22 protein-coding genes are annotated in these 22,232 nt (G+C 62.0%); 13 read left to right on the forward strand and 9 right to left on the reverse strand.

Translation table 11 applies throughout. The features are described 5' to 3' along the window. Positions 1-34: 34 nt before the first annotated feature. Positions 35-1,438 carry a nucleotide 5'-monophosphate nucleosidase PpnN gene (ppnN, locus tag G7079_RS05100; RefSeq protein WP_166056185.1) on the forward strand — a complete coding sequence of 468 codons (1,404 nt, stop codon included), beginning with the start codon at positions 35-37 and terminating at the stop codon, positions 1,436-1,438. On the opposite strand, the gene G7079_RS05105 is transcribed toward ppnN, so the two are convergent. After that, positions 1,420-2,466, reverse strand: a complete 1,047-nt coding sequence (locus tag G7079_RS05105) for a histidine kinase (RefSeq protein ID WP_240906247.1) — start codon at positions 2,464-2,466, stop codon at positions 1,420-1,422. The two genes, ppnN and G7079_RS05105, sit on opposite strands and share 19 nt — an antisense overlap. A 150-nt stretch (positions 2,467-2,616) precedes the next feature. Here G7079_RS05105 and G7079_RS05110 point away from each other — a divergent pair, with 150 nt between their 5' ends. Genes G7079_RS05110 through G7079_RS05135 form a run of 6 tightly spaced genes read left to right on the forward strand, consistent with a single transcriptional unit; the run spans position 2,617 to position 9,183 of the window. After that, entirely contained in the window at positions 2,617-3,171 is a 555-nt protein-coding gene (locus tag G7079_RS05110; protein WP_166056189.1) for a GspH/FimT family pseudopilin, read from the forward strand. Between the two features lie 7 nt (positions 3,172-3,178). Continuing rightward, on the forward strand, positions 3,179-3,625 hold the full coding sequence (gene pilV, locus G7079_RS05115; protein WP_166056190.1) for a type IV pilus modification protein PilV: 447 nt from the start codon (positions 3,179-3,181) through the stop codon (positions 3,623-3,625). Between the two features lie 17 nt (positions 3,626-3,642). Next, the gene (locus G7079_RS05120) at positions 3,643-4,674 is read left to right on the forward strand and encodes a PilW family protein (RefSeq protein WP_206203246.1); all 1,032 of its coding nucleotides are present in this window, start codon (positions 3,643-3,645) and stop codon (positions 4,672-4,674) included. Then, positions 4,671-5,204, forward strand: coding sequence for a PilX N-terminal domain-containing pilus assembly protein (locus G7079_RS05125; RefSeq protein WP_166056194.1), 534 nt, complete (start codon positions 4,671-4,673; stop codon positions 5,202-5,204). The genes G7079_RS05120 and G7079_RS05125 overlap by 4 nt, the downstream gene beginning before the upstream one ends. An 11-nt stretch (positions 5,205-5,215) precedes the next feature. Further along, positions 5,216-8,776: a PilC/PilY family type IV pilus protein gene (locus G7079_RS05130; protein ID WP_166056196.1), complete on the forward strand. Its 3,561-nt coding sequence runs from the start codon at positions 5,216-5,218 to the stop codon at positions 8,774-8,776. Beyond that, positions 8,773-9,183, forward strand: coding sequence for a type IV pilin protein (locus G7079_RS05135; RefSeq protein ID WP_304940800.1), 411 nt, complete (start codon positions 8,773-8,775; stop codon positions 9,181-9,183). Before G7079_RS05130 ends, G7079_RS05135 begins: the two co-directional genes overlap by 4 nt. A gap of 160 nt (positions 9,184-9,343) precedes the next feature. Here G7079_RS05135 and G7079_RS05140 read toward each other — a convergent pair whose 3' ends face one another. Then, positions 9,344-9,715, reverse strand: coding sequence for a PDZ domain-containing protein (locus G7079_RS05140; RefSeq protein ID WP_166056198.1), 372 nt, complete (start codon positions 9,713-9,715; stop codon positions 9,344-9,346). Positions 9,716-9,773: 58 nt separating this feature from the next. Then, a complete protein-coding gene (locus G7079_RS05145; RefSeq protein ID WP_166056200.1) occupies positions 9,774-10,544 on the reverse strand; it encodes a sel1 repeat family protein in 771 nt (256 codons plus the stop codon). Between the two features lie 102 nt (positions 10,545-10,646). Here G7079_RS05145 and G7079_RS05150 point away from each other — a divergent pair, with 102 nt between their 5' ends. Continuing rightward, positions 10,647-10,955: a helix-turn-helix transcriptional regulator gene (locus G7079_RS05150; RefSeq protein ID WP_166056202.1), complete on the forward strand. Its 309-nt coding sequence runs from the start codon at positions 10,647-10,649 to the stop codon at positions 10,953-10,955. On the opposite strand, the gene G7079_RS05155 is transcribed toward G7079_RS05150, so the two are convergent. After that, positions 10,950-11,219, reverse strand: a complete 270-nt coding sequence (locus G7079_RS05155) for a hypothetical protein (protein WP_166056204.1) — start codon at positions 11,217-11,219, stop codon at positions 10,950-10,952. The genes G7079_RS05150 and G7079_RS05155 overlap by 6 nt on opposite strands. 97 nt (positions 11,220-11,316) lie before the next feature. Next, positions 11,317-11,844 carry a hypothetical protein gene (locus G7079_RS05160; RefSeq protein WP_166056206.1) on the reverse strand — a complete coding sequence of 176 codons (528 nt, stop codon included), beginning with the start codon at positions 11,842-11,844 and terminating at the stop codon, positions 11,317-11,319. 303 nt (positions 11,845-12,147) lie between these two features. Here G7079_RS05160 and G7079_RS05165 point away from each other — a divergent pair, with 303 nt between their 5' ends. Further along, the gene (locus G7079_RS05165) at positions 12,148-13,566 is read left to right on the forward strand and encodes a site-specific integrase (protein WP_166056208.1); all 1,419 of its coding nucleotides are present in this window, start codon (positions 12,148-12,150) and stop codon (positions 13,564-13,566) included. Between the two features lie 23 nt (positions 13,567-13,589). Here the strand turns inward: G7079_RS05165 and G7079_RS05170 are convergent, their stop codons facing one another. After that, positions 13,590-14,018, reverse strand: a complete 429-nt coding sequence (locus tag G7079_RS05170) for a helix-turn-helix domain-containing protein (RefSeq protein WP_166056210.1) — start codon at positions 14,016-14,018, stop codon at positions 13,590-13,592. Between the two features lie 514 nt (positions 14,019-14,532). Here G7079_RS05170 and G7079_RS05175 point away from each other — a divergent pair. From G7079_RS05175 to G7079_RS05185, 3 genes are all read left to right on the forward strand, one after another. Beyond that, complete coding sequence (locus G7079_RS05175) at positions 14,533-15,351, forward strand: AraC family transcriptional regulator (protein ID WP_166056212.1); 819 nt, start codon at positions 14,533-14,535, stop codon at positions 15,349-15,351. A 36-nt stretch (positions 15,352-15,387) separates the two neighbouring features. Next, a complete protein-coding gene (locus G7079_RS05180; RefSeq protein WP_166056214.1) occupies positions 15,388-16,431 on the forward strand; it encodes a serine hydrolase in 1,044 nt (347 codons plus the stop codon). Positions 16,432-16,608: 177 nt separating this feature from the next. Continuing rightward, complete coding sequence (locus G7079_RS05185) at positions 16,609-17,385, forward strand: pirin family protein (protein WP_166056216.1); 777 nt, start codon at positions 16,609-16,611, stop codon at positions 17,383-17,385. Positions 17,386-17,409: 24 nt separating this feature from the next. Here G7079_RS05185 and G7079_RS05190 read toward each other — a convergent pair whose 3' ends face one another. Both G7079_RS05190 and G7079_RS05195 read right to left on the reverse strand, forming a co-directional pair. Further along, the gene (locus G7079_RS05190; protein WP_166056218.1) at positions 17,410-17,802 is read right to left on the reverse strand and encodes a DoxX family protein; all 393 of its coding nucleotides are present in this window, start codon (positions 17,800-17,802) and stop codon (positions 17,410-17,412) included. A 45-nt stretch (positions 17,803-17,847) separates the two neighbouring features. Beyond that, entirely contained in the window at positions 17,848-20,112 is a 2,265-nt protein-coding gene (locus tag G7079_RS05195; RefSeq protein ID WP_166056221.1) for an FdhF/YdeP family oxidoreductase, read from the reverse strand. A 120-nt stretch (positions 20,113-20,232) separates the two neighbouring features. Between G7079_RS05195 and G7079_RS05200 the strand changes: the two genes are divergently transcribed. Then, entirely contained in the window at positions 20,233-21,129 is an 897-nt protein-coding gene (locus tag G7079_RS05200; protein ID WP_166056223.1) for a bestrophin family protein, read from the forward strand. A gap of 94 nt (positions 21,130-21,223) precedes the next feature. Here the strand turns inward: G7079_RS05200 and G7079_RS05205 are convergent, their stop codons facing one another. Further along, positions 21,224-22,210 (reverse strand): cation diffusion facilitator family transporter, encoded by a 987-nt coding sequence (locus G7079_RS05205; protein WP_166056225.1) that lies wholly within the window; start codon positions 22,208-22,210, stop codon positions 21,224-21,226. Between the last annotated feature and the right edge of the window lie 22 nt (positions 22,211-22,232).

A 22,232-nucleotide genomic window follows, 5' to 3' on the forward strand; every position in this document is an offset into this window, starting at 1 on the left:
CATGCGAGGCGGACTGCGCTAAAGTTCGTGGTCTATGACCGACAATCATCCCTCGCCGCAGGCAGCGGCCGTCCCTGCCCATAAACTCCCCACCGTCGATGCCCGCATCCACCCGCGCGGTGCGCTCGACGTGCTGTCCCGCGCCGAAGTCGCACGCCTGCGCGATGCTTCCGGCGGCGGCATGCACGACCTGCTGCGCCGCTGCGCGCTGGCGGTGCTGACCAGCGGCAGCGCTTCGGACGATCCGCGTGCCGCGCAGGAGCTGTATCCCGATTTCGACATCCAGGTACTGCAGCAGGATCGTGGCGTGCGCATCGACCTGCACAATGCGCCGGCCATGGCTTTCGTCGATGGGCAGATCATCCGCGGCGTCGCCGAACTGCTGTTCGCGGTGGTGCGTGACCTGGCCTGGACCGCGATCGAACTCGCGGAAGACGCCGACCTTGCCAGCAGCGATGGCATCACCGACGCCGTGTTCGGCCTGCTGCGCAACGCACGCGTGCTGCACCCGGCCGATCCCAACCTGGTGGTGTGCTGGGGTGGCCATTCGATCGGTCGCGAGGAGTACGTCTATACCAAGCAGGTCGGCTACGAGCTGGGTCTGCGTGGGCTGGACATCTGCACGGGTTGTGGCCCGGGCGCAATGAAGGGGCCGATGAAGGGCGCCACCATCGCCCATGCCAAGCAGCGCCGCCGCCGCACGCGTTACATCGGCATCACCGAGCCCGGCATCATCGCCGCCGAATCGCCGAACCCGATCGTCAACCACCTGGTGATCATGCCGGACATCGAGAAACGCCTCGAAGCCTTCGTCCGCATGGCCCACGGCATCATCGTGTTCCCCGGCGGTGTCGGCACCGCGGAGGAAATCCTCTACCTGCTCGGTATTCTCCTGCGCGAGGAAAATGCGGATCGCCGTTTCCCGGTGATCCTGACTGGCCCGACCGGCGCGGCGCCGTATTTCGAGCAGATCGACAAGTTCATCCGCCTCACCTTGGGCGATGAGGCCGCATCCCGCTACGAAATCATCGTCAACGATCCCGAAACCGTGGCCCGGCACATGGAAGCCGGCATTCGCAAGGTGCGCGAACAGCGCATCGAGCAAAAGGATTCCTTCTTCTTCAATTGGGCACTGCATGTGCCGCTGGAATTCCAGCAGCCGTTTTCACCCACGCATGAACTGATGGCCAGCCTGGATCTGCACCACGGCCGCAAGCCACACGAACTGGCTGCCGACCTGCGGCGCGCGTTCTCCGGCATCGTCGCCGGCAACGTCAAGGAAGACGGCATGCGCCGGATCGAGGCCCACGGCCCGTTCGAGATCCACGGTGATGCGGACATCATGCAGGCGCTTGATGCCCTGCTGCGCGCGTTCGTGGAGCAGCGTCGGATGAAGATCGCCGGGGATTACCGACCTTGTTACCGGGTGGTGGCCTGACCCGGGTTAGCCTGAGGGGGCTTGTTCGGGATCCGCAACACAGCCAGGTGTTTGCCTTCCGCAGCGTGTGTTTCGACATCGCCATGGCCATCGCTGAGTGCCCGGACGCGTTCGCGCGCGGAGTTCAGGCCGATGTTGTGGCCTTCGGCAGCACGGCTGCCATCGGTGGGCATGTCGTTCTCGACTTCGATGCTGATCCAACCCCCATCCTGCCGCAGGCGAATGTCGATATTGCCTCCCCCGGGCAGGCGTTCGATTCCGTGGCGGATCGCGTTTTCCGCAAGCGGTTGCAAGGACAAGGCGGGGATGTCCACGTCCGGCAGCAGGTCGGGCAATGACCACGACACTCGCAGGCGAGGGCCGAAACGAAGGGCTTCGATTTCGAGGTAACGCGTGGTGAGTTCGATTTCCCTCGACAGGGGAACCTGTTCCGGCTCGCGCAGGGCGGCGCGGAATAGATCCGCCAAGTCGAGCAAAACCCGCTCGGCCTCGTCCGGTTGGGCATGTACCAGTGCCGCGCCTGTATTCAAGGTGTTGAACAGGAAGTGCGGGCGGATCCTCGCGCGCAGGGATTCCAGTTCCAATTGCTTGGCGCGGACGGCAAGCTGGCGCGCGCGCCAGTAGTTGCCGTACGTCAGCAATGCAAGCAGGCCGACCACGAAGGCGATCGCGAGTATCCGCATCAGGAAGTCCGTCCGCGATCGTAGCTCGCCGATGGGTGCGAACAATTCCCAGCCCGCCAGGCCCACCAGCAGGCTCATTGTCAGCAATAGGCCAAGGCAGCACCACGCCAGCGCGGTTCGCGACAGCCCTATCAGCATGTGACGCAGCAGGTACAACGCGCATAGCGTGCCGATGGCGATCCATTGGATGCCAAGTGACGCCAGGCCGAACAGCGCAAGTCGCGCTGCCGGCGGCTCCGGTGCCAGTGCAAGCACCAGTGCCAGCGCTTCACCTGCCAGCAGCACGGCAATCAGGGCGGGGGGGCGGAACAGTGCATCCAGCGGGCGGTAGCTTGGGATGTCCACGCGATCGGAACCTGCAGGATTGGCTCCAGCCAGTGGAGCGATAATAACCACGGTACCGCCCATTCCGGGGAATGGGCCGCCTATCGGACATCGATAGCGCGCCCGGTGGGTGCTGCCTTAGGGTACGTGTGCCGAATTCCGGGGAGAGTCATGCTGCAACGCAGCCAAAAATACGCGGGTTGGAATGCCGTTCGGGGCTTCACCCTCATCGAGGTGGTGGTCACCGTGGCGATCATGGCCATTGTCGCGGCAATCGCCGTACCGAGTTTCACCAACCTGATCCGCGGCAGCCGGCTGACATCCTCAGCCAACGAGATGGTGACGATGTTGCAGACGGCACGCGTTTCCGCCATTAGCAAGCGTACCAGCGTCTCCGTATGCCCCAGTTCGAACGGTAGTAGCTGCGCTGCAGCAGTCGGTAGTCGTTGGATCGTCTTGTCGGTGAAGGAAGGTGTGCTTCGCGACAGCACCTTGAATTCCGACATCACGGTCAAGGCCAGTGCGAACCTTTCGGCGGCAAGCAACAAATTCACGTTCACGCCAAATGGGCTGTCGGCCGTCGGGGCGAGTGTCAGTGGGACGATTGGTCTGTGCTCGGCAAGCATGAGCGGCAAGAACGGTGCAGACGTCAGCGCAAGCACCGGCCGGATCAGTACCGCCCGGCGTTCAGCGGGGGGCGGTTGTTCCAGCCCTGCGGACAACTGAGGTCATCATGAAACCTGCATCGAAACTCGGACATTGGCGTTCGCAGAAGGGCATAGGCCTGATCGAGGTCATGGTCGCCGTACTGATCTTGGCGATCGGCATGCTCGGGATCGCGGCACTGCAGGCGGTGACCTTGAAGAACTCGGGTAGCTCGGCCAGCCGCACGCAGGCGGCGATCCAGATCTACTCGATGATGGACATCATCCGGGCGGATCGCGCCAACCTTGGTACTTACAACACCAATATCTATACCGCGGGCGACGGCAGCGGCCAGCCAGGCAACATGATGGGCTGGCTGGATGGCCTGAAGACTTCGGTCGCACCGGATGCAAAGGGCATCGTCGTCTGTGATGGAAACGCCATGCAGTGCAGCGTGGGCGTGCAATGGAGCGACGAGCGCGCCACTGGTGGCGAGGCCGAGCCGGTCGAAATCAACATCACGAGCCAACTATGATGCTTACGCCCTCCACGATGAAGTCCGCACAACGTGGTTTCACGCTGATCGAGCTGATGGTATCGCTTGTGCTGGGGCTGCTGGTGGTGGGGGCCGCCGGCAGTTTGTTTCTGTCGAACCGCAAGGTGTACGGCAATACCGAGAGCGTCAATCGCATTCAGGAGAATCAGCGGAGCGCGTACGAGATGCTGGCGCGCGATGTGCGCGAGGCAGGGGGAAATCCCTGCACACGCAATGTCGTCAACATGCTGGACACGTCCAAGCCTGGAGGCAGTTATTACACCGGCTGGCTTGATGGGATTTCGGGAGCGGACGGAACGGGCGCGAACGGTTCCGATGAGATCACCCTGAGCCAGGCGAATGGCGCTGCCATCAATGTGACGGGCAATGACACGCCGAGTGCGAATATTGACGTCACAAGTACCACGGGCTTGGCCGACAACGACATTGTCATGGTCTGCAATTCCGAAGTTGCGGCCATCTTCCAGGCCACGTCGCTCCCCTCTGGTTCGTCGATTCAACACAACAGCGGGTCAGGTACCCCCGGGAATTTGGCGAAACCTTTCCAGATCGACCAGAAGGCCTTCGATAACTCTGTGGGCGGTACGAATGCACCGGGCTATTGTTTCTTGCCTCCCGCAACCGGGGCCAATCCGAATTGTCTGAATCCACCCAGCGGTTCACCTGCGCAGGTCGTCAAGCCTTATGCCGTGCGCTGGTACTTGGCGGCGAACACGCGTGGTGGCACGTCGTTATACCGACAGGTTGTCACCAATGGCGGTGCCTCGGTGCAGACCGCCGGTGAAATCGCGGAAGGTGTCACCGGCATGCAGATTTCCTACAAGGTGGGCACTACGGCGAATTATGTTGATGCATCCGCCGTGACCGCCGCGCAGTGGAAGCTGGTGACGGCGGTGCGGGCGCAGTTGAGATTCCAGGCAGTGCAAGGCGCGTTGTCGAGCAACGATATCAAGGGTACTGACAACGCAAACCTGACCCGTACATTGGACGATTACATCGTCTTGCGAAACCACATGGATATCCAATGAAGTCCATTTCATTCATCGGCGGTGCGCGTGGGCATCAGTCGGGTGCGGCGTTGATCGTCGTCCTTCTGTTGCTGGTGATCGTGACCTTGCTGGGTATCGCGTCCCTGCGTGGTGCCATCATGCAGGAACGCATGGCCGCAAATACCATGGCGCGCAGCATGGCGTTCCAGGTGGCGGAAGCCGGTCTTCGGCAAGCGGAGATCATTGCGCGTGATGGCACCATCACGTTCCCGGCATCCGGTTGTAGCGCGGGGCGCTGCAAGGATGCAACGTGGATGGCGAACACCAGCTTTTGGAGCAGTGGCGGCTTCCAGCTGGGTTCTGCTGTCCCGATTTCGGACAGCGTCAACGTGTCTCCGAAATTCATCATTGAAGACTATGGCCGTACATCCGTGCTGGGCACGTCCAACTGCATCGACTTGTCAAAATCCTGCATGGCGGGTACATCGCAAAGCGTTTACCGCATCACTTCCTACGCCACGACGCCACTAGGCGCCGAGGTGATTCTCCAGTCCGTGTATCGGCGCTGATGAGGCACATCATGAAGACCAAGAACATCCAGCCCAGCAAGCCTGGCCGGCTCCAAACCGTGGGTGTTGCCGGTGTTGCCGCTCTGGCAACACTGCTGGGACTGCCGGTCAATGCGGCTACTACTTCGTTTCCGCAGAATCCGTTGTTGACGGGTGGCAATGCGATCCCGCCTAACATCCTGATGATTCTCGATGACTCGGGATCGATGGACGGTGCTTGGATGACGGCGGACAAGGATGGCACGGTCGATAAGGACAATTTGTCGGATAACGTTACCGATCGTTCGTACGTGAATAACACGTTGTATTACAACCCGCTGACGGTGTATCTGCCATGGCGCACGTCAAGCACGAATCTGAACGACCGCATGGCCAACGCGAATTTCAAGTCGGTAGCCAGCAGTGCCACGAGTCCCACTAACAACAATATCAATCTGACCAGTAGTTCGAATGAGGGCGAGACATATTTCTATGTCCCCAATACGACTAACCCGGGTACGACTGCAAGCAATTACGACAAATACCGGATTTCCAGCTCCAGCTCGGCTACCAATTACAACGGCGGCGCCGTCCAGAAGCGGAGTATCGGCGATATTCTCTCCGGCACGTTTTCCAGAATTAATGACGGCAATTGGTCGACATGTGTTGCTGTGCCTGTATCCGGCTACAGCCCAGTGACGATCACGGTAAGCGGGAGCTCTCGTGCTGAGTTGTATGTCTATAGTGCAAGTAATTGCTCATCAGGGACTTATGACCGTTACACCGGACGCGACGATCCCAAGAGTCTGACAATCACCCCGAATAGTGGGGCGACACATGTGTATTTCGACGTTTACGCAAATGGTCGAAATGTCAGTAACCTTAATTACGCTGCGGTTGGGACGAGTTGGGCCGACATGACTCCCAGTGGCAACACCAGCGCGCTGCAACAGGCGGAGCTACAGAACTTCGCCAACTGGTATCAATACCACCGTACCCGTAACAAGATGGCCAAAGCCGGCGCTTCTGAAGCGTTTGGGCGGTTGGGCAAGAACTACCGTGTGGGCTTCGACACGATCTGGAACCGCGGAGGGAGTTTCGCAAACACGAGCGGCTCCACCCCGGCATACCCGATCCCAGTAACAACCAATGGCGGGCTGTTCGAAGGAACGAACCGCACCGGGTTCTATTCCCGTCTGCAAGGCGCGGGTGCGAGTGATCGTACTCCGCTCAAAGGTGCCTTGCAGCGTGCTGCCCGGTACTACACGACGGACGATCCGTGGAAGGATTCCAACGGCAATCTGCTGACCTGCCGGCAGAACTACGCCATCCTTACAACGGATGGCTACTGGAACAGCGATTCCGGCTACAACGATGTAGGTAATGCAGACAATGTGTCCACTTGGGCCTATCGGGATGGGTACACCGACACGCTGGCCGATGTTGCCTACAAATACTGGAGCGAAGATATGCGCACCAGTATGGCCAACAATGTGCTGACCAGCGCGGCGGACTCGGCCAACTGGCAGCATATGGTGACCTTTGGCGTCTCCATCGGTCTGCAGGGTACGTTGAATCCGAATAATCCCCCGCCTTCTCCATGGAATGTGGATCCAACATCCGGCGGGGAAAGCGCCAAGCGCATCGATGATCTTTGGCATGCCGCCTTGAACGGGCATGGCAGTTTCGTGGTTGCGTCCAATAGCGACAAGTTTGCAAATGCATTGATCTCCGCGCTGGCTGCCATCGACTCGCGTAGTGCGTCGGGTTCCAATATCGCGTCGAGTTCCACCAAGACGGACACCAGCACGCTGACCTTCGTGGCCGGCTTCACGTCCAGCACCTGGTTGGGCGACCTGATCGCCAGCCCGTTCAACGCCGCGTTGACGGGAGTGTCCACCACGCCGGACTGGATCCTGTCCAAGACTTTCGGTACTGGCGGCGTGAATGCCAATTTCAAGAATCGCACCGTGTTGACCAGCAAGGGCGGCACGGCTGCGCTCTTCAATGCATCCGTTGCCAATGCCGGCGATTTCGGCGTGCGTACCGGGCAGGCGGACGAAGTCAGTGCTGCCGACAATATTGCCTATCTGAAGGGCGACCAGAGCAAGGAACTTGGTCAGACAACCGGCACCCTGCGCAAGCGCGCATATCCGATCGGCGACATCGTGGATTCGTCACCTGCCTACGTGGAGGATTCCAAGACGGTGTACATCGGGGCCAATGACGGCATGCTGCACGCCATCAATGCGGATAGCGCCAGTTCAACCCGCGGCAAGGTGTTGTTCTCCTATGTGCCGAAGGGTATCGACTTCGCGGCCATGGCCAACCTGAGTTCCACTGCTTACGACCATCGTTATTTCGTCGATGGGCAGATCGATGTCATCAGCAAGGCCAACCAGGGCAACAACAAGAACATCCTTGTCGGAGCCTTGGGGCGCGGTGGCCGCGGAGTGTTCGCACTGGATGTGACCAATCCATCCTCGATGGCCGCAAGCAACGTCGTATGGGACAACACGATCAACGGTAACGACATCACAACGGAGCCGAACATGGGCTACGTGCTGGGTGCGGTGCGTATTCGCAAGGGTAACGGAGGCAAGACCTTCGCCTTTGTCCCTAACGGCATCGACAGTCCAAACGGATCCGCGACGTTGTTCGTGTACCAGCTGGGCGCGAACGGAAACGTCGTCAGCACTTCAAGGCTGGTTGCAGATACCGGCGGGAATGGCCTGATGTCGCTGGGCATGGCCGACCTGAATGCCGATGGCACGGTGGACACGGTTTATGGTGGCGACTTGAAGGGCAATGTGTGGCGTTGGGACTTCAGCGATGCAACCGGGCTCGTGCCGACAAGCGCCGTCAAGCTGTTCCAGGCGGTGGATTCCATTGGTACGCCGCAACCCATCACGGGCGGTTTGGCCGTAAGTCGTGATGCTGGCGGCAGCATCTTCATCGGCTTCGGCACCGGGCGCTTCATCTCGAGCAATGACGTTCCTGGTGTGGCCACCCAACTGACGCAGAGCATCTACGGCATCAAGGACATCGGTAGCCTGATCAGCAGTCGTGCAAACCTGCAGGCGCGCACCATCCCGTACTCCGGGACGACCGCCTCGGGGGCGCAGGCTCGCGGATTCGAGGCGCATTCGGCATTGCCCGGAGGCAAGCAAGGTTGGTACATCGATCTGGCAACGCCAGAACGCGTGACATCCGCGCCGACGGTGTATGGAGCGGCAATGTTCGTGTCCTCCGTCATTCCTGCAACTGGCAGTGATTGCCAGGGTGCGACAGGCAGCGGATTCCTGAATGCCATCGATATCTTTACTGGCACAAGTGGCGAGTCGGGTAGTTATTTCAACACCACGGGCACTGTTACCAATGCAGGTGGGACCACCGGCATCCTGGGTAGCATCGCGATCACGGGTGGCATGCCGACTGAAGCGAATATCACCAGCTTGCTTGCAACCGTTGGCACCGGCGCCTTCAGCAGCGAGAACGGTGGCGCTGGCAACACCAACAGCACGCAGATCAAGCCACCCAGTGGCGGCGCCCCTAGTCGCGTCAAATGGCGCGAAATCGTGCCGCAGCAATGAGCATCGGAGGCGCAATGAAATCACGGAATACCGGGTTTACCTTGATCGAGCTGATGGTTGTAGTGGCCATCATCGCGATCCTTGCCAGCATTGCTTTTCCGGCTTACACAAACTACGTGGTGAAAACCCGGCGGGCTGCGGGTGCCGCCTGTTTGCTTGAGCAAGCGCAATTCATGGAGCGCTACTACAGCACCAACATGGGGTATTCCGGAGCCGTGCTCCCTGGCACCGCATGCACGACGGATCTAACCGCCCACTACACGATCGCCCTTGGAGCGTCCACAGCCTCCACATTCAGTTTGACCGCAACACCGAAGGGTGCCCAGGCAGCCAAGGACACATTGTGCGGCACGCTGGGTATCAACGAGAAAGGCGTGAAATCGCCGACGACGTCAGGGTGTTGGTAAGCATCGGTGCAAAGGCAATGACGCCTCACCAAGGAAAAACCCGCCGAAAGGCGGGTTTTTCTTGTCTGGCGCCCGAAGTTGACCTCGGAAGAATCGCCTAACCCTTGGATGTATCGAGAAATTCCGCCGTTGGAAAATTTTCCTCTACTCACACTTCTACTCACTCGCTAGGTGACTTTGCTGCAGCTGCGATCAGCTCTATGGAATGCAGTCCAGAACCGCTCCTTTGCACCTGCATCTTAAGGTGATCGCCCGGGCTAAAACTGCTCATCAACTCGCCGAGCGCCTTGGCAGAGCCACCAGGCACCTTGCGGCCATTGACCGCCATGACGATGTCGCCGACGCGGAGACCCGCTGCTTCCGCGGGCGATTTTGGATGAACCGCAGTGACCTTCACCAGCTTGACCTTCGGGCTCATGAAGAAGCCTTCCGTCTCGATCGAGGTGGCAAATCCAAAACTGGCCTTTCCTGCCAAGGCGGGTATGGCGATCAGGGTCAACGCAATCACAATCCAACGAAGGGTTGATTTCATCTTGGTTGTTATTTTGATGGCTATGAGGAATATCTCAGGGGACGAGAGAATTTCGGATCTAGTCCCCGGTAGGCGCTGCCCTGGCCTTCTTTAAATCGATTGTCTCTACGAATCCGACAACGCAACCTTCAGGCAAATAGACTGCGGTCCACCCATCATTGTAGTCGGCGACTTCCCAAGCCTCCTGGCCAACGCGAAGGTATGTGATCCCGCCTGCTTTTTTGTCTGCTCTCACACGAAACAGCACCGGCTCTTGCAGCGAAATTCTGGCGAATTCCGCATGTTCACCAGCTGTGCTGAATTCGAGATTCCTGCGAGCCGACTCATTGCCAGCTCGCTTTGCAACGCACTGGTGGTAAGCATACATTCCTGGATCTCGAGCGACTCCCTGACCAAAGCCGTACGCGAGTCCCAAACCGACGTTGGCATCGACATTGCCAAGTTCAACCGCGCGCTTTAGAAGGCGGAACCGGTATGCATATTGCTCGGGTTTATCCGGCCAAAGATCAGGCCAATTGAAGTAAAGAGCCCAATCCTCTAGACCCTCTGGATCTTCAAGTTCGGCGCTGCGTTTGAGTGCGCGAAGTGCCTTTTCCATGTTTGGCGGCTTGCTGTCCGTTTTCTTCGCATATTCCCTTTCCCAGATCTCGAACTGGCGACGCCCCTCCGAGGCCTGCAAGTTCTTGGATTTCCCACCATCGTCAGGTGCTGTCACAGCTTGTGTTTGCAAAGCGCTCAACCCCAGCACGACGGCAAGGCCAAGTTTCCCGGCTGAGGTCATCAAATTCTTTGCGGAGGGATTCCCGATCTGATTGGCCGAGTTAGGCATTGCCACTTCTCCCTTGATGGCGGCATGGTAGGTCGAATATCGGAACATCCGATATAGGAATATCACATATAGGGTTTCGGTCGCACTTGCCGATCGCGACCAATGCCGAAGACCCTCTACAGCGAGGAAGCCAAGCTCCTGCAGCGCCAATTGCGCGACGCCCGGGAGCAGGCAGGCATTACCCAGGCGTCCCTCTCCGAAGCAATGGGCCGGGGCCAGAGCTTCATCAGCGATATCGAGCGCGGTGTCCGCCGACTGGATGTCGTCGAGCTGTGGTTTCTGTGCAATGCGCTTGGCCTGGATCTGACCTCGTTTGTGGGCGAGTTCCAGAAGGCCGTGGAGAGCCGGCCAGGCAAGCGCATCAAGCGACTTCGACGCAATGACGAAAGCCTGCCGCGCAAGCGGTCATGATTCATTGCTGGCTGGGCCCGATGCGCCGATTAAGCGTGCCGCAACGCGGCACAGCACCGCTCGATGCGTGAGTGCGTCCTGGTCTTCACCCTGCTGCAGGCCTCTTGCGATTTCCAGGGTCAGATTGACGTCTCGACCTGCGAACCGCTGCGTAACATCGATGGTGACCAACAGATCTTGATCCTTGGTGGGCCATCCAGTCGCATTGGCCCATGCGATAGCCTCAAAAAGCGCCTGCCGAAACCTGGGGTCGATGCTGGTCATGGCGGTTCCTCACGGTGATGCCAGGTCAACCTGGCCCATTTGGAATACCTATTCGGTCCGTTGCGCTAATGGAGGAGGTATTTCGACTGTCTCATCGTCAGGACTTCAGGCTCCGCAGCAGCCAATGCTCTCCAAACACCAGCGCTGTCCAGCCACCAAACAGCAGCCAAATCGTGAGGACAGGCCACTGGGAGAAATACATCTCTAATGGTTGGCCGCTCCAAGTCAGCAGGATGGAAAGCGACAGAAGGTTGTAAGCGCCGACCACGCACCAAAGGCCCAGGCACGAAACGACATATCCGGATGCGACGCGTTTGAACCTCCGACCTTGCACATCTAGATATTGGGCAGGTCCGGCGCGCAGTCGCAATGCCGCGTGCGCGCAGATCGATTGGCCGATGCGAGGTGCAAGGCTGGTGGCTACAGCAGCAAGCACCAAGATCGCGACCATCAGAGACCGAATCGGGCCCACGTGCGCGATTCGCAGGCAAAAGAATACGGCGCAGCCCAGAAGCAGTGTGTCAGCCCAGGCTCGCATGGCGACGAGGAGCGGAATTGCGTTTGCCAGCCATCGCTGCTGCTCCGAAGTCGGTCGATGAACGAGGTCCTTTGTCAGAAAGATCATGGAAGCTCCGCGTCAGTGAATGAGCCTCCATCACACACGGGGATTTCAAAAACCTAAGGCAACGGGAAAACGGTCTTTTCGAGCCGTCCGCACATCACGGCTCCGGCGCCGAGTGCCGAGCCCGGGATGCCTTGGCCGATCGAGGTGTGTCTTCAAGGACCTGGTCCATGCTGGACGGACGAAGTCACTGCGTGACGTCGGGGACGGTGGTACCTGTGCCAAATCCCTCGGCGATTCGGCAGATGCGTTCAATCGGCAGTTTGGGAGCGCCGGACATTCCCGGTGCTTTCAAGGAACCATGCCATGAACCCCTTCACCACGAATGCCGCTTTGCAGGTCATGGGCCTGCCGCGGTTGTGCGTCGCGCAATACACCGCACTGGCCGAGCGGCCCGGCGAGCAGGCGTTCCTCGCCGCACTGCTTGACCTGGCCTTTCAAGGGCGCGTCCGCGAGGCGCAACACAGCCAGGCCATGCAGGCAGCCCATGAGTGTGGGCACGACTGGACCGGCGAGGACGAGGCGCATTGGCGTCAGCCGCTGCCGGCCGTGACGCTTCCTGAGCCTGACCTGTTGCGGGAGGCGGCGATCGAAGAAATCCGCCATGCCCGTAGTCCGGTGACGGCCCATCGCTGGCTCGCTGCGACCCTGGATGGGATCGCGCTTCGCACGCCGTGCACCGATCCGGTGATCGAGCGCGAGCAGCAGGGCGGCGCCCGCTGCTTCACCCTGCGGGTCGCGCAGCCCCAAGCGCGCATGAACGCGGTCATCGCTTTCCCGCCCCGGTCGGACAGCCTCGCGCTGTCCGACTTTGCCTGGGAGTGGTTCGAGGCGATGGCCGTTGCCTGGCGCCCCACCACCCGGGAAGCCGTGCAGGTCATCCTTCGGGCCCACCTGCTGCCTGTTTTCGCCGGCCGGCCCGTCGAGGCGTTCGGCCGCGTCGATGTCCTGAAGCTGCGTAAGGAGTTGGCGACGCAGCCGGGCCCGGCTGGCAAGGTGCGTGGGCCGCGGCGCATCAATCGGATTCTCGATGTGCTGGGGCAACTGCTGGACGAACGGGAACGGCAGTTGGGTACCGCCAATCCCTGTCGCGGCTTACGTCGCCTGCCGCAGCGTCGCACCACGATCCACCCGTTCGCCCTTCCGGAATTGTTGCGGCTGGCGAGTGCCGCGCCGGATCACTTGGGTGACTACGTCCTCGTTCGAGGCCTGACCGGGTTGCGCAGCGGCGAGGCGAACGGACTGCTGTGGGATCAGGTCGACTGGGAGGCCGGCACAATCACTATCTCGGCGGCGCGGGTGCGCGGGCAGCAGGTGCTGCCCAAGAACGAGTACTCCGAGCGGACGATTGCAATGCTGCCGTCGGTCGAGGCGGGGATGCGTCGGCAATCGGAGCGGACGGGCAGCGGCGGTGGGTTCGTGTTTCAGACCCGGCGCGGGTGCCCGATCGATACGTGCAATTTCGCGCAGCGCGATTGGCCCCGACTTCTGGAGGCGACCGGATTGGCGAGCCGTGCCCCCGAACACCTGCGCCACACGGCGGCTTCACTGATGCTGGCCGCGGGCGAAGCGCCAATGTTCGTGGCGGCGACGCTCGGCCATAGCGACTCCCGCATGCTCATGAGTACCTACGCGCGGTTCGTTCCCAATGCACTCGGCCAGAGAGATGGTACGGCGCTTGAGAAGATAGTTGCTTCGTCGCAAGCAATGGCCATTGCGGAATAGCGGCTCTAGTGGCGGCCGCTACGTTACTTGATCGCGGCAAGGCGTTTAGCTGCCTCGCGCTTCCCGATGCCACGGACAGCCGCCAAGGATGCCCGTTGTGATGCACGCGGCACTGCCTTACCTGTCTCCCACTTGTAGATCGATTGCCCACTGGCGCCTGCCAGGAGTCCGAACTCAGCGGCTGATAGGCCTAGCTTTGCTCGTAGGGACTTCAGACCCTTAGCCGAGAAACGAGTGCTATTGGAAGATGCCTCGTCAATTTCTGCCCGAGCCTTTGCCGGCTTCGAGGCCGCTTTCAGATCACGCCGTAGCGATACGACCAGCCGCTTTAGCTCTGCGACCTCCTTGCGATGAGCGGCGCTCGCCTTCCGAATCGGATCGATTGCCGCCTTGATCTCTTTGCGAGCGAGGCGGGTGATCTCGCCTTTGAGAATCGTGCTGAGGTTCGGCATGGTGCGCTCCATAACAACGTAAATATTTCACATCCTAACAGCGCAGGATGCCGGGGCGCCGGATATAGGTTTCGTGTTGCCACGTGCTCGCTTGCGTGTGAACGCTATGGGCCGCTTTCGGCCGAGGCTGTGTGAAAACTCTTGAGCAACTCTGCACTGATCAAAGAATGATCGTTTTGCGTCCCTCTCCGTGGATTCTGAGCATCCAACGTCTTGTCGAACCGCAGAATTCAAGCTCGTCGTGCGACCCGGGAGTTTTTACACAGCCTCGGCCAAAAGCAGTCAATGGGATTCATGCTAGGGGCTGAGCCAGCCTAACTTTTGGCACCGTCTTTTGCCGTTTCGTCGGCTGCCCATGGCTTTCATCTTCCAGCTCACTCGGTACAAATAGCGCGTCGCTAAGCTCCATCGCACCAGACCCATTGCCGGAAGGTTCCGTGCAGAACTGTCCTGTCCGCGCCCGGCAATCGCCATGACGGCCCTCGCAACTCCCCCCGTGACCGGAATCGGGGTGATGGGCTTCGCGCTGCACCAGCAGGCGACCCCCGACCTCGCCATCGCCTATCTGCGCCCGACGATTCCGGAACACGACATTCATCGCCACCAGCATGCCGACATGCACCTGGTGGTGGTGCTGGCCGGGCATTACGTCAGCGATGCCGCCGGCATGCCTTCGGTTTGCGCCGAACCTGCGGTCATCCTCAATCCCCCGGGCACCGAGCATCGGGACCGGTTCCGCTCGCGCGATGGCCTGTTCCTGACCCTGACGATGCCGTCGATCTCGCTCGAGCGCCTGTGCGACGGCCACGCGATCGGCGATCAACCCCGCCGCCTTCCGCGACGATCGCTGGCGCGCGCCATGCACTTGCTGTCCGAAGTCCGGCACTGGGAGCACGCGTCCCCGCTGGCAATCGAATCGATCTTCACGGAACTGATGGCGGATGCCCTGCTCCAGCCGATGCCCACCAACGGCGACAAGCTCCAGCGCGTGCTGGATCGCCTCGAGGCCGACCACGCACCGCCGCCCTCGCTCGGGGAACTCGCATCGATTGCAGACCTGCATCCTGTGTACCTCGCGCGGGCATTCCGAAAGCGCCATGGCATTGCGCCCAGCGAATACCTGCGCAAGCGCCGGCTGCACAAGGCGGTTTCGCTGATCGCCAGGCGGCGCACGCTGGCATGCGCCGCGTCGGAACTCGGCTTCGTCGACGAGAGCCACCTGCACCGCGCCTTCGTCGCGGAATTCGGCATGACGCCCGGGGCGTTCCGTCGACTGGCACTGAGCCGCGCCGAGGTTTCCCGGATACAAGATGCCCGCCTGCGCGGGCGCTAACGTCATCGGACACGAGAGCATCCACAAGGAACTTCCATGCACCGCGCATTACTCTGCTTCACGCTTGCCACGGCGTCCTTCGCTGCGACGGCACAGACCGGCCGATTCGACCAGGCCGAGAAGGCCGTCGAGCGAGGCGACTACAAGGCGATTACCAGCATCCTGGTCGCCCAGGACGGCAAGGTGGTGTACGAACACTACTTCGATGCTGCAGGCCTGGATGCGCGCCGCAACACCCGCTCGGCAACCAAGACGGTGGCCGGCATGCTGGCGGGACTGGCGGTTGCCGATGGGCGCATGTCGCGTGACTCCCGCATCTTCGACCTGCTGCCGCCGCAGCGTCGCGCGCGCATGCTCAACCCGGATCCGCGCAAGGACGCGATCACCGTCGAGGACTTGCTGACGATGTCCTCTCAGGTCGAATGCAACGACGAAAGCGAATTCTCACGCGGCAACGAAGAGCGCATGTACCTCATCGAAGACTGGGTGCAGTTCTATGCGGACCTGCCGGTGCAGGGATTCCCCGCATGGATGCCGAAGCCCGCCGACTCGCCGCACGGACGCAGCTTCCGCTATTGCACGGCGGGCGTGACCACGCTGGGCGAAGTCATCCAGAGCGCCGTGCACGAACCCTTGCAGGCCTATGCGCAACGCCGACTGTTCGATCCCCTGGGCATCCAGGCTCCCGAGTGGCAGTTTTCCCCGCTGGGGCTCGCCCAAGCCGGAGGCGGCCTGGGGCTGCGAACCCGCGACTTGTGGAAACTCGGCCAGTTGTACCTGGACGGCGGTCGTTACGGCGGCAAGCAACTCATTCCGGCCGAGTGGGTCCACCGTTCGATTACCGCACAGGCGATGGCGCGCGACGACGCCGACTATGGGTATCTATGGTGGCTAATGAAGATTCCGTCCGGCGACTCGACCATCACCAGCCCCATGATGGCCGGTACGGGAGGGAACGCGGTGTTCCTGCTGCCCGAAAAACGAGCCGTGGTCGTGATTACCACCGCCAACTACAACGAGCGGCAACCGCACCTGATGACGTTCAAACTCCTGACCCGCAACCTACTACCAGCGCTCTAAGTACGTCCCCAATGGGTCGAACCGAGCCGAACTGAAACTGCTGTGGTACCAACGATCATGCAAGACCAAAGCGACAGTGCTAGTTTCAAGACTGCAATGCACAACCCGGGGATTGCCGTGACTCTGCGCAGAATCCAAACCGCCTTACCTGAGGACCGCGTCATCGACGACGGCGACATGCTGCTGCGGCGTGCCCTGCCGGTGGAAGGCCAGCCCTCGCTCGGGCCGTTCGTGTTCCTCGACCATTACCGCCACCAAAGCCGGCGCGGGATCGGCGACAAGCCGCATCCGCATGCGGGCATCGAGGTGATCAGCTACTTGCTCGACGGCAGCGTGGAGCATCGCGACAGCGTCGGCTTCAGCGACCGCCTCGGCCCCGGCGACGCGCAATGGATCCGCGCTGGGCGCGGCATGCTGCATGCGGAGCAGCCGGCCGGCGGCCGCCACGGCCTGCAGTTGTGGACCAGCCTGCCGCCGTCGATGAAATTCGCCGAGCCGGACTACGCCTCGTTCCGCGCTGCCGACATTCCCGAGCTGAACCTGCCAGGCGCCCGCGTCCGCGTCATCGCCGGCAAGGTGGACGGCGTGGCCGGGCCGATGCGCAACGCGACACCGACGGTGTTCGTGCATGTGCAACTGGAGCCGGGCGCCGCGGTCGAGCTGGACGTCGATGCCGAGGAGCTCGGCTGCTACGTGCTGGAAGGCGCGCTCGCGGGGCCGGACGGCGAAACGCTGGCGCCGGGAACGCTGGTCGTGTTCGGCCCCGGCGCGCGGGTCGGATTGCAGGCCGCGGCCGGGCTGCCGGCCAATGTCGCCCTGCTCGGCGGCGCTCCGGTCGAAGGCGAGCTGATTTTCGACGGACCCTTCGTGATGGACACGCCGGAGCGCATCGTGCAGGCGAAGCGCGACTTCCTCGCCGGCAAGATGGGCAGGCTCGACGGCGTGCCGTTCTGACCGGCGGCCCGACCGTGAATTGAGCTACGGCAGGTAGGCGAACACGCCCGTCGGCGCTCCGCCGAACAGGGACATCGCCCCCGCGCCCACGATCGCCAGGACGAAGAAGCCGCCGGCCATGCCCACGTGCGCCAGCAACTGGTTGATGTCGTTCTTGTGGGCCGTGTAACCCGTCACCAGACACCACAGACCTAGCAGGACGCTGAACGTACGCGCGGGATAGCCAAGGCACACGCCCACGCCGCCGATGAGTTCGCAGAAACCCACCAGATAGGCCAGGGCCTTGGCATCCGGCAGGCCCATCGACGCAAGCACGGGCACCAGCTTGGCTTCGCCGCCACGCAGTTTCATCGTTCCCCAGAGGATGAATGGGACGCCCAGGAAAAGTCGGGCAACCAGTAGTGCTTCGTCATGCATCGGTGTTCTCCCCAGTGTGGAACCACCAGTTCGATAACGCAGGCCTCAGGCCACCACTCGCACCGGGATCGACTTCGCCGCGGGTGTGCCGCTCATGCGGTCGTAGTAATCCAGCGGGATCAGTGGGTTGAGTTCCGGGTAATAGCCGGCGATGGCGCCGCGCGGCATCGGGTAATCGAGCACGGTCAGGCCGTCGATGCGTCGCGGGATGCCGTCGTCGCTGAAGGCTTCCAGCGCGACCTTGTCGTATTCCTTCAGACCACGGTCGGCGATGTCCTGCGCGTTCATGAACAACACCATGCGGTCGTTGTACACGCCCCGGTAGCGATCGTTGTAACTGTAGATCGTGGTGTTGAATTGATCGTGCGAACGCACCGTGGCCAGGCGCAGCATGGCCGGATCGTCGATGGGGTCGTCGGGATACAGGCCGGGCATGACCAGGAAATTCGCCTTGCCGTTGGGCGTGGGCCACACGCGCCGGCGCGGCGGCACGTCCAGCAAGAAGCCCGCAGGATTGCGGATCTTCGTGTTGAAGTCGGTGTAGATCTGCGGATACACCTTGGCGATGAGGTCGCGGATCGCATCGTAGTCGTCGACATAGCGACCCCAATCGAGCTTGCTGTCGGGCAGCGCGGCCATCGCCATGCGGCAGACGATCTCCACTTCCGGTTTCGCGTCCGGACTGGCCGGATCCAGCACCCCGCGCGAGGCGGTGACCGTCGACATCGAATCCTCGATGGTCACGAACTGCTCGCCGTTGGCGGTTTCGATCCGTTCCGAGCGCGCCACCACCGGCAGGATCAACGCCTCCTTGCCGTGCACGAGGTGCCCGCGGTTGAGCTTGGTGGCAATGCCGACGGTGAGCTCGAGCTTGCGCATCGCCGCGTAGGCCTGCTCGGTGTCCGGCACCGCGCGCACGAAATTCCCGCCCATGCCGATGAACACCTTGGCCGTGCCCGCCTGCATCGCCATCACGCTCTCGATGGCGTGGTGGCCGTGTTCGCGCGGCGGCTCGAAGCCGAACACGTCGCGCACGCGATCCAAGTAGGCCTGCGAGGGCTTTTCGTCGATGCCGACGGTGCGGTCGCCCTGCACGTTGGAATGGCCGCGGATCGGGCTGATGCCGGCGCCCGGCTTGCCGTAGTTGCCCTTGAGCAGCAGCAGGTTCGACAGCTGCTGCAGCAGCTGCGATCCGTACTGGTGCTGGGTCAGTCCCATGCCGTAGCAGATGACGGTGGCATTGGAGCGGATGTAGATCTCCGCGCAGCGGCGGATCTGTTCCTCGGTGAGCCCGGAAATGGCCACGATCTGCGCCCAGTCCTGCGCCAGTGCGTCCTCGCGTACCGCGTCGATGCCGACGGTGTGTTCGCGGATGAAGTCGTGATCGAGCACCGTTTCGCCGGCGGCCTCGCGCTCGAACATCACCCGCATGATGCCCTTGAAGAAGGCCAGGTCGCCGCCGATCCTGATGTGCGCGAACTCGCTGCTGATCGGGGTGGAACCGAAGGTCGCCATCTGCACGATGTCCTGCGGCTCGGTGAAGCGGATCAGCGCGCGCTCCGGCATCGGGTTGACCGCGACGATGGGGATGCCGCGTTTCCGCGCCTCCACCAGGTTGGTCATCATCCGCGGCGAATTGGTACCGGTGTTCTGGCCGATCACGAAGATCGCCTCGGCGCGGTCGAAGTCCTCCAGGGTGACGGTGCCCTTGCCGACGCCGATCACCGGCGGCAGCCCGCGGCTGGTCGGCTCGTGGCACATGTTCGAGCAGTCGGGGAAATTGTTGGTGCCGAACTCGCGCACGAAGATCGAGTACAGGAACGCGGCCTCGTTCGGCGTGCGCCCCGAGGTGTAGAACTCCGCGTGGTGCGGGCTGTCCAGCGCACGCAGGTGGCGGCCGATCACCTCGAACGCTTCTTCCCAGCTGCATGGCACGTAGTGGTCGGTCGCCGCGTCGTAGCGCATCGGCTCGGTCAGGCGGCCCTGCATCTCCAGCCAATAGTCCGACTGCTCCATCAGCTCGGTGACGCTGTGCTGCGCGAAGAAATCGCGGGTGACGCGGAACTTGGTGGCCTCGTGCGCCAGCGCCTTGGCCCCGTTCTCGCAGAAATCGAAGATCTTCTCGCAGGCCTGGTCCGGGAAGGCGCAGCTCGGGCACTTGAAGCCGCCCGGTTTGTTCATCTTCAGCAGCGCTTCGGATCCCTTCACGATCACGCTCTGTTGCAGCAGCACTTTGGCGGTCGCCGCCGCGGCGCCCCAGCCGCCAGCCGGCGCGTTGTAGGTCTTGTAGCGGGGTTTGTGCTCGGCCATGGGGGCGTGCTCCAGCGCGTGGTTGCCATGGACGACTTTACGCCCATTCCCCACGCGTGGAAGATCAGGGCGCCGCCGGCATTTTCTCGCCGGACCCACCGCACCAGAGGCCCATCGAGAATGTTCGTCAGGCAACAACCCACGCTCCAGGACATCCTGTTCGCGATCAACGGCTCGATCCTGCCGCGGATCGCATTGCGGCTGGGGTTGATCGCCTTCGTCAGCGTGGTCGCGGTGTATGCGGCCGCGCACCATCCCGGCATCTTCGCGCGGATCAGCGCGGTACCGTTCACCCTGATCGGCATCGCGCTGTCGGTGTTCATGAGCTTCCGCAACAACGCCTGCTATGCGCGCTGGTGGGAAGGACGCCAGTTGTGGGGTGAATTGATCATCGCCTGTCGTTCGTTCGCGCGCGAGACGGCGACGCTGGACGAGCCCGAACGCCGCCGGCTCTTGCATGGCCTGTGCGGCTTTACCGCGGGTCTGGCGGCGCACCTGCGCCGCGAAGACGAAACAGCGGCGATCGCGAGTTGGCATGACCTCGGCAAGGCCGCGACCGGTCCAAATCCCACCGACGCTGTATTGCATGCGCTCGGCAAGGACTGCCTGGAACTGAAGCGGCATCAGCGCATCGATGCAATCCACTACTCGGTACTGGAAGCACAGCTGTCCCAACTCTCGCATGTGCAGGGTGGCTGCGAGCGCATCCTCAACACGCCGCTGCCCTTCGCCTATTCGCTGCTGCTGCACCGCACGGCGCTGGTGTTCTGCATCACCCTGCCGTTCGCGCTGGCCGGTTCGCTGGGCGGGTGGACGCTGCTGCCGGTGCTGTTGATTGCCTACACCTTCTTCGGTCTGGATGCACTGGGCCACCAGCTCGAGGATCCGTTCGCGCTGCAGCCGAACTCCCTGCCACTGCATGCGATGCAGCGCACCATCGAGCGTGAGATGCTGGCATCGCTCGGGGAAACTGAGCTACCGCCGCCACTCGCGCCGCAAAAATGGGTGCTGAACTGAGGCTGCCGTGAGGCGAGAAAAGCATGGCTCAGACGCATGAACTCGTCCGGCTCATGCATCCTCGGCTGCGCAGAAGAACCCGTGACGATCCTTTCTACAGCGGTGCGCCTGCGCCTTCACCACCGAAACGCTGTTCCACGGCTTCGCGGAACTGGGCCTCCGACTGTGGCTTCACGAACAACGCCACCACGGTCGGGAACGTCGCGCGCACGTCATGTTCGATCCCGGCCACGCAGTCCTCGATCTCACCGGTACACAAGGTATCGTCGAACTCGATGCTCAACGCCACCAGCGACTGGTCTGGTGCCAGCTGCGCGGTCAACGCGCTGTTCACCGCGCGCACGCCGGCATGCGCGGCGGCGATCCCGTGGATCGACTGCACCAAGGCCGGCGGGGCGCGTTCGCCGATCAGCAAGCTCTTGCTCTCGATCGCCAGCAGCACCGCAGTGGTGGCCAGCACCAGGCCGATCAGGATCGAGGCGATGCCGTCGAACACCGGCATGCCGGTGAGCTGGGAGGCGAGGATGCCGCCAATGGCCAGGATGATGCCGATCAACGCCGCACTGTCCTCGAACAGCACCATGAAGGTGGGCGGATCCTTGCTCTGCCGGAACGCGATCCAGAACGGGGTACTGCCGCGCGCCTCTGCGAAACTGCGCCAGGCCACCCGCCACGACACAGCCTCGAACAGGAATGACAGCCCCAACACGATGTAGCTAACGTAGGCGTGCTGAACCGGATGCGGATCCTGTACATGGCGCACGCCCTCGTACAGCGAGACGCCTGCGCCCAGACCGAATAACAGCAGGGCGACGATGAAGCTCCAGAAATACAGCTCGCGCCCGTAGCCAAATGGATGCACTGCATTCGGCCGCTGCCGTGAACGCCGCATGCCGTACAGCAGCAGCACTTCGTTGCCGCTGTCCACCACCGAATGCACCGCCTCACTGAACATTGCAGAGCTGCCGGTCGCCACAGCGGCGACCAGCTTGGTCGTCGCCACTGCAAGGTTGCCGGCCAGCGCGGCATGCACCACATGCCCGGCCTTGCGCTCGCCCTTCGCCGTCGTCGTGCCGTCCATTTGCGCCCCTCTGTGCCGGGTT

Origin of the sequence: Thermomonas sp. HDW16 (assembly GCF_011302915.1) — a bacterium.
Classification (GTDB): domain Bacteria; phylum Pseudomonadota; class Gammaproteobacteria; order Xanthomonadales; family Xanthomonadaceae; genus Thermomonas.

What these genes read in the sequence shown, in the direction of transcription:
- G7079_RS05190 (WP_166056218.1), bottom strand. Translation starts at nt 17,802, where the DNA reads ATGCATGACGAAGCACTACTGGTTGCCCGACTTTTCCTGGGCGTCCCA.
- G7079_RS05185 (WP_166056216.1), top strand. Translation starts at nt 16,609, where the DNA reads ATGCTGCTGCGGCGTGCCCTGCCGGTGGAAGGCCAGCCCTCGCTCGGG.
- G7079_RS05165 (WP_166056208.1), top strand. Translation starts at nt 12,148, where the DNA reads ATGAACCCCTTCACCACGAATGCCGCTTTGCAGGTCATGGGCCTGCCG.
- G7079_RS05180 (WP_166056214.1), top strand. Translation starts at nt 15,388, where the DNA reads ATGCACCGCGCATTACTCTGCTTCACGCTTGCCACGGCGTCCTTCGCT.
- G7079_RS05160 (WP_166056206.1), bottom strand. Translation starts at nt 11,844, where the DNA reads ATGATCTTTCTGACAAAGGACCTCGTTCATCGACCGACTTCGGAGCAG.
- G7079_RS05130 (WP_166056196.1), top strand. Translation starts at nt 5,216, where the DNA reads ATGAAGACCAAGAACATCCAGCCCAGCAAGCCTGGCCGGCTCCAAACC.
- G7079_RS05110 (WP_166056189.1), top strand. Translation starts at nt 2,617, where the DNA reads ATGCTGCAACGCAGCCAAAAATACGCGGGTTGGAATGCCGTTCGGGGC.
- G7079_RS05200 (WP_166056223.1), top strand. Translation starts at nt 20,233, where the DNA reads ATGTTCGTCAGGCAACAACCCACGCTCCAGGACATCCTGTTCGCGATC.
- G7079_RS05120 (WP_206203246.1), top strand. Translation starts at nt 3,643, where the DNA reads ATGAAGTCCGCACAACGTGGTTTCACGCTGATCGAGCTGATGGTATCG.
- G7079_RS05145 (WP_166056200.1), bottom strand. Translation starts at nt 10,544, where the DNA reads ATGCCTAACTCGGCCAATCAGATCGGGAATCCCTCCGCAAAGAATTTG.
- G7079_RS05135 (WP_304940800.1), top strand. Translation starts at nt 8,773, where the DNA reads ATGAGCATCGGAGGCGCAATGAAATCACGGAATACCGGGTTTACCTTG.
- G7079_RS05170 (WP_166056210.1), bottom strand. Translation starts at nt 14,018, where the DNA reads ATGCCGAACCTCAGCACGATTCTCAAAGGCGAGATCACCCGCCTCGCT.
- G7079_RS05205 (WP_166056225.1), bottom strand. Translation starts at nt 22,210, where the DNA reads ATGGACGGCACGACGACGGCGAAGGGCGAGCGCAAGGCCGGGCATGTG.
- G7079_RS05150 (WP_166056202.1), top strand. Translation starts at nt 10,647, where the DNA reads ATGCCGAAGACCCTCTACAGCGAGGAAGCCAAGCTCCTGCAGCGCCAA.
- pilV (WP_166056190.1), top strand. Translation starts at nt 3,179, where the DNA reads ATGAAACCTGCATCGAAACTCGGACATTGGCGTTCGCAGAAGGGCATA.
- G7079_RS05175 (WP_166056212.1), top strand. Translation starts at nt 14,533, where the DNA reads ATGGGCTTCGCGCTGCACCAGCAGGCGACCCCCGACCTCGCCATCGCC.
- G7079_RS05155 (WP_166056204.1), bottom strand. Translation starts at nt 11,219, where the DNA reads ATGACCAGCATCGACCCCAGGTTTCGGCAGGCGCTTTTTGAGGCTATC.
- ppnN (WP_166056185.1), top strand. Translation starts at nt 35, where the DNA reads ATGACCGACAATCATCCCTCGCCGCAGGCAGCGGCCGTCCCTGCCCAT.
- G7079_RS05140 (WP_166056198.1), bottom strand. Translation starts at nt 9,715, where the DNA reads ATGAAATCAACCCTTCGTTGGATTGTGATTGCGTTGACCCTGATCGCC.
- G7079_RS05195 (WP_166056221.1), bottom strand. Translation starts at nt 20,112, where the DNA reads ATGGCCGAGCACAAACCCCGCTACAAGACCTACAACGCGCCGGCTGGC.
- G7079_RS05125 (WP_166056194.1), top strand. Translation starts at nt 4,671, where the DNA reads ATGAAGTCCATTTCATTCATCGGCGGTGCGCGTGGGCATCAGTCGGGT.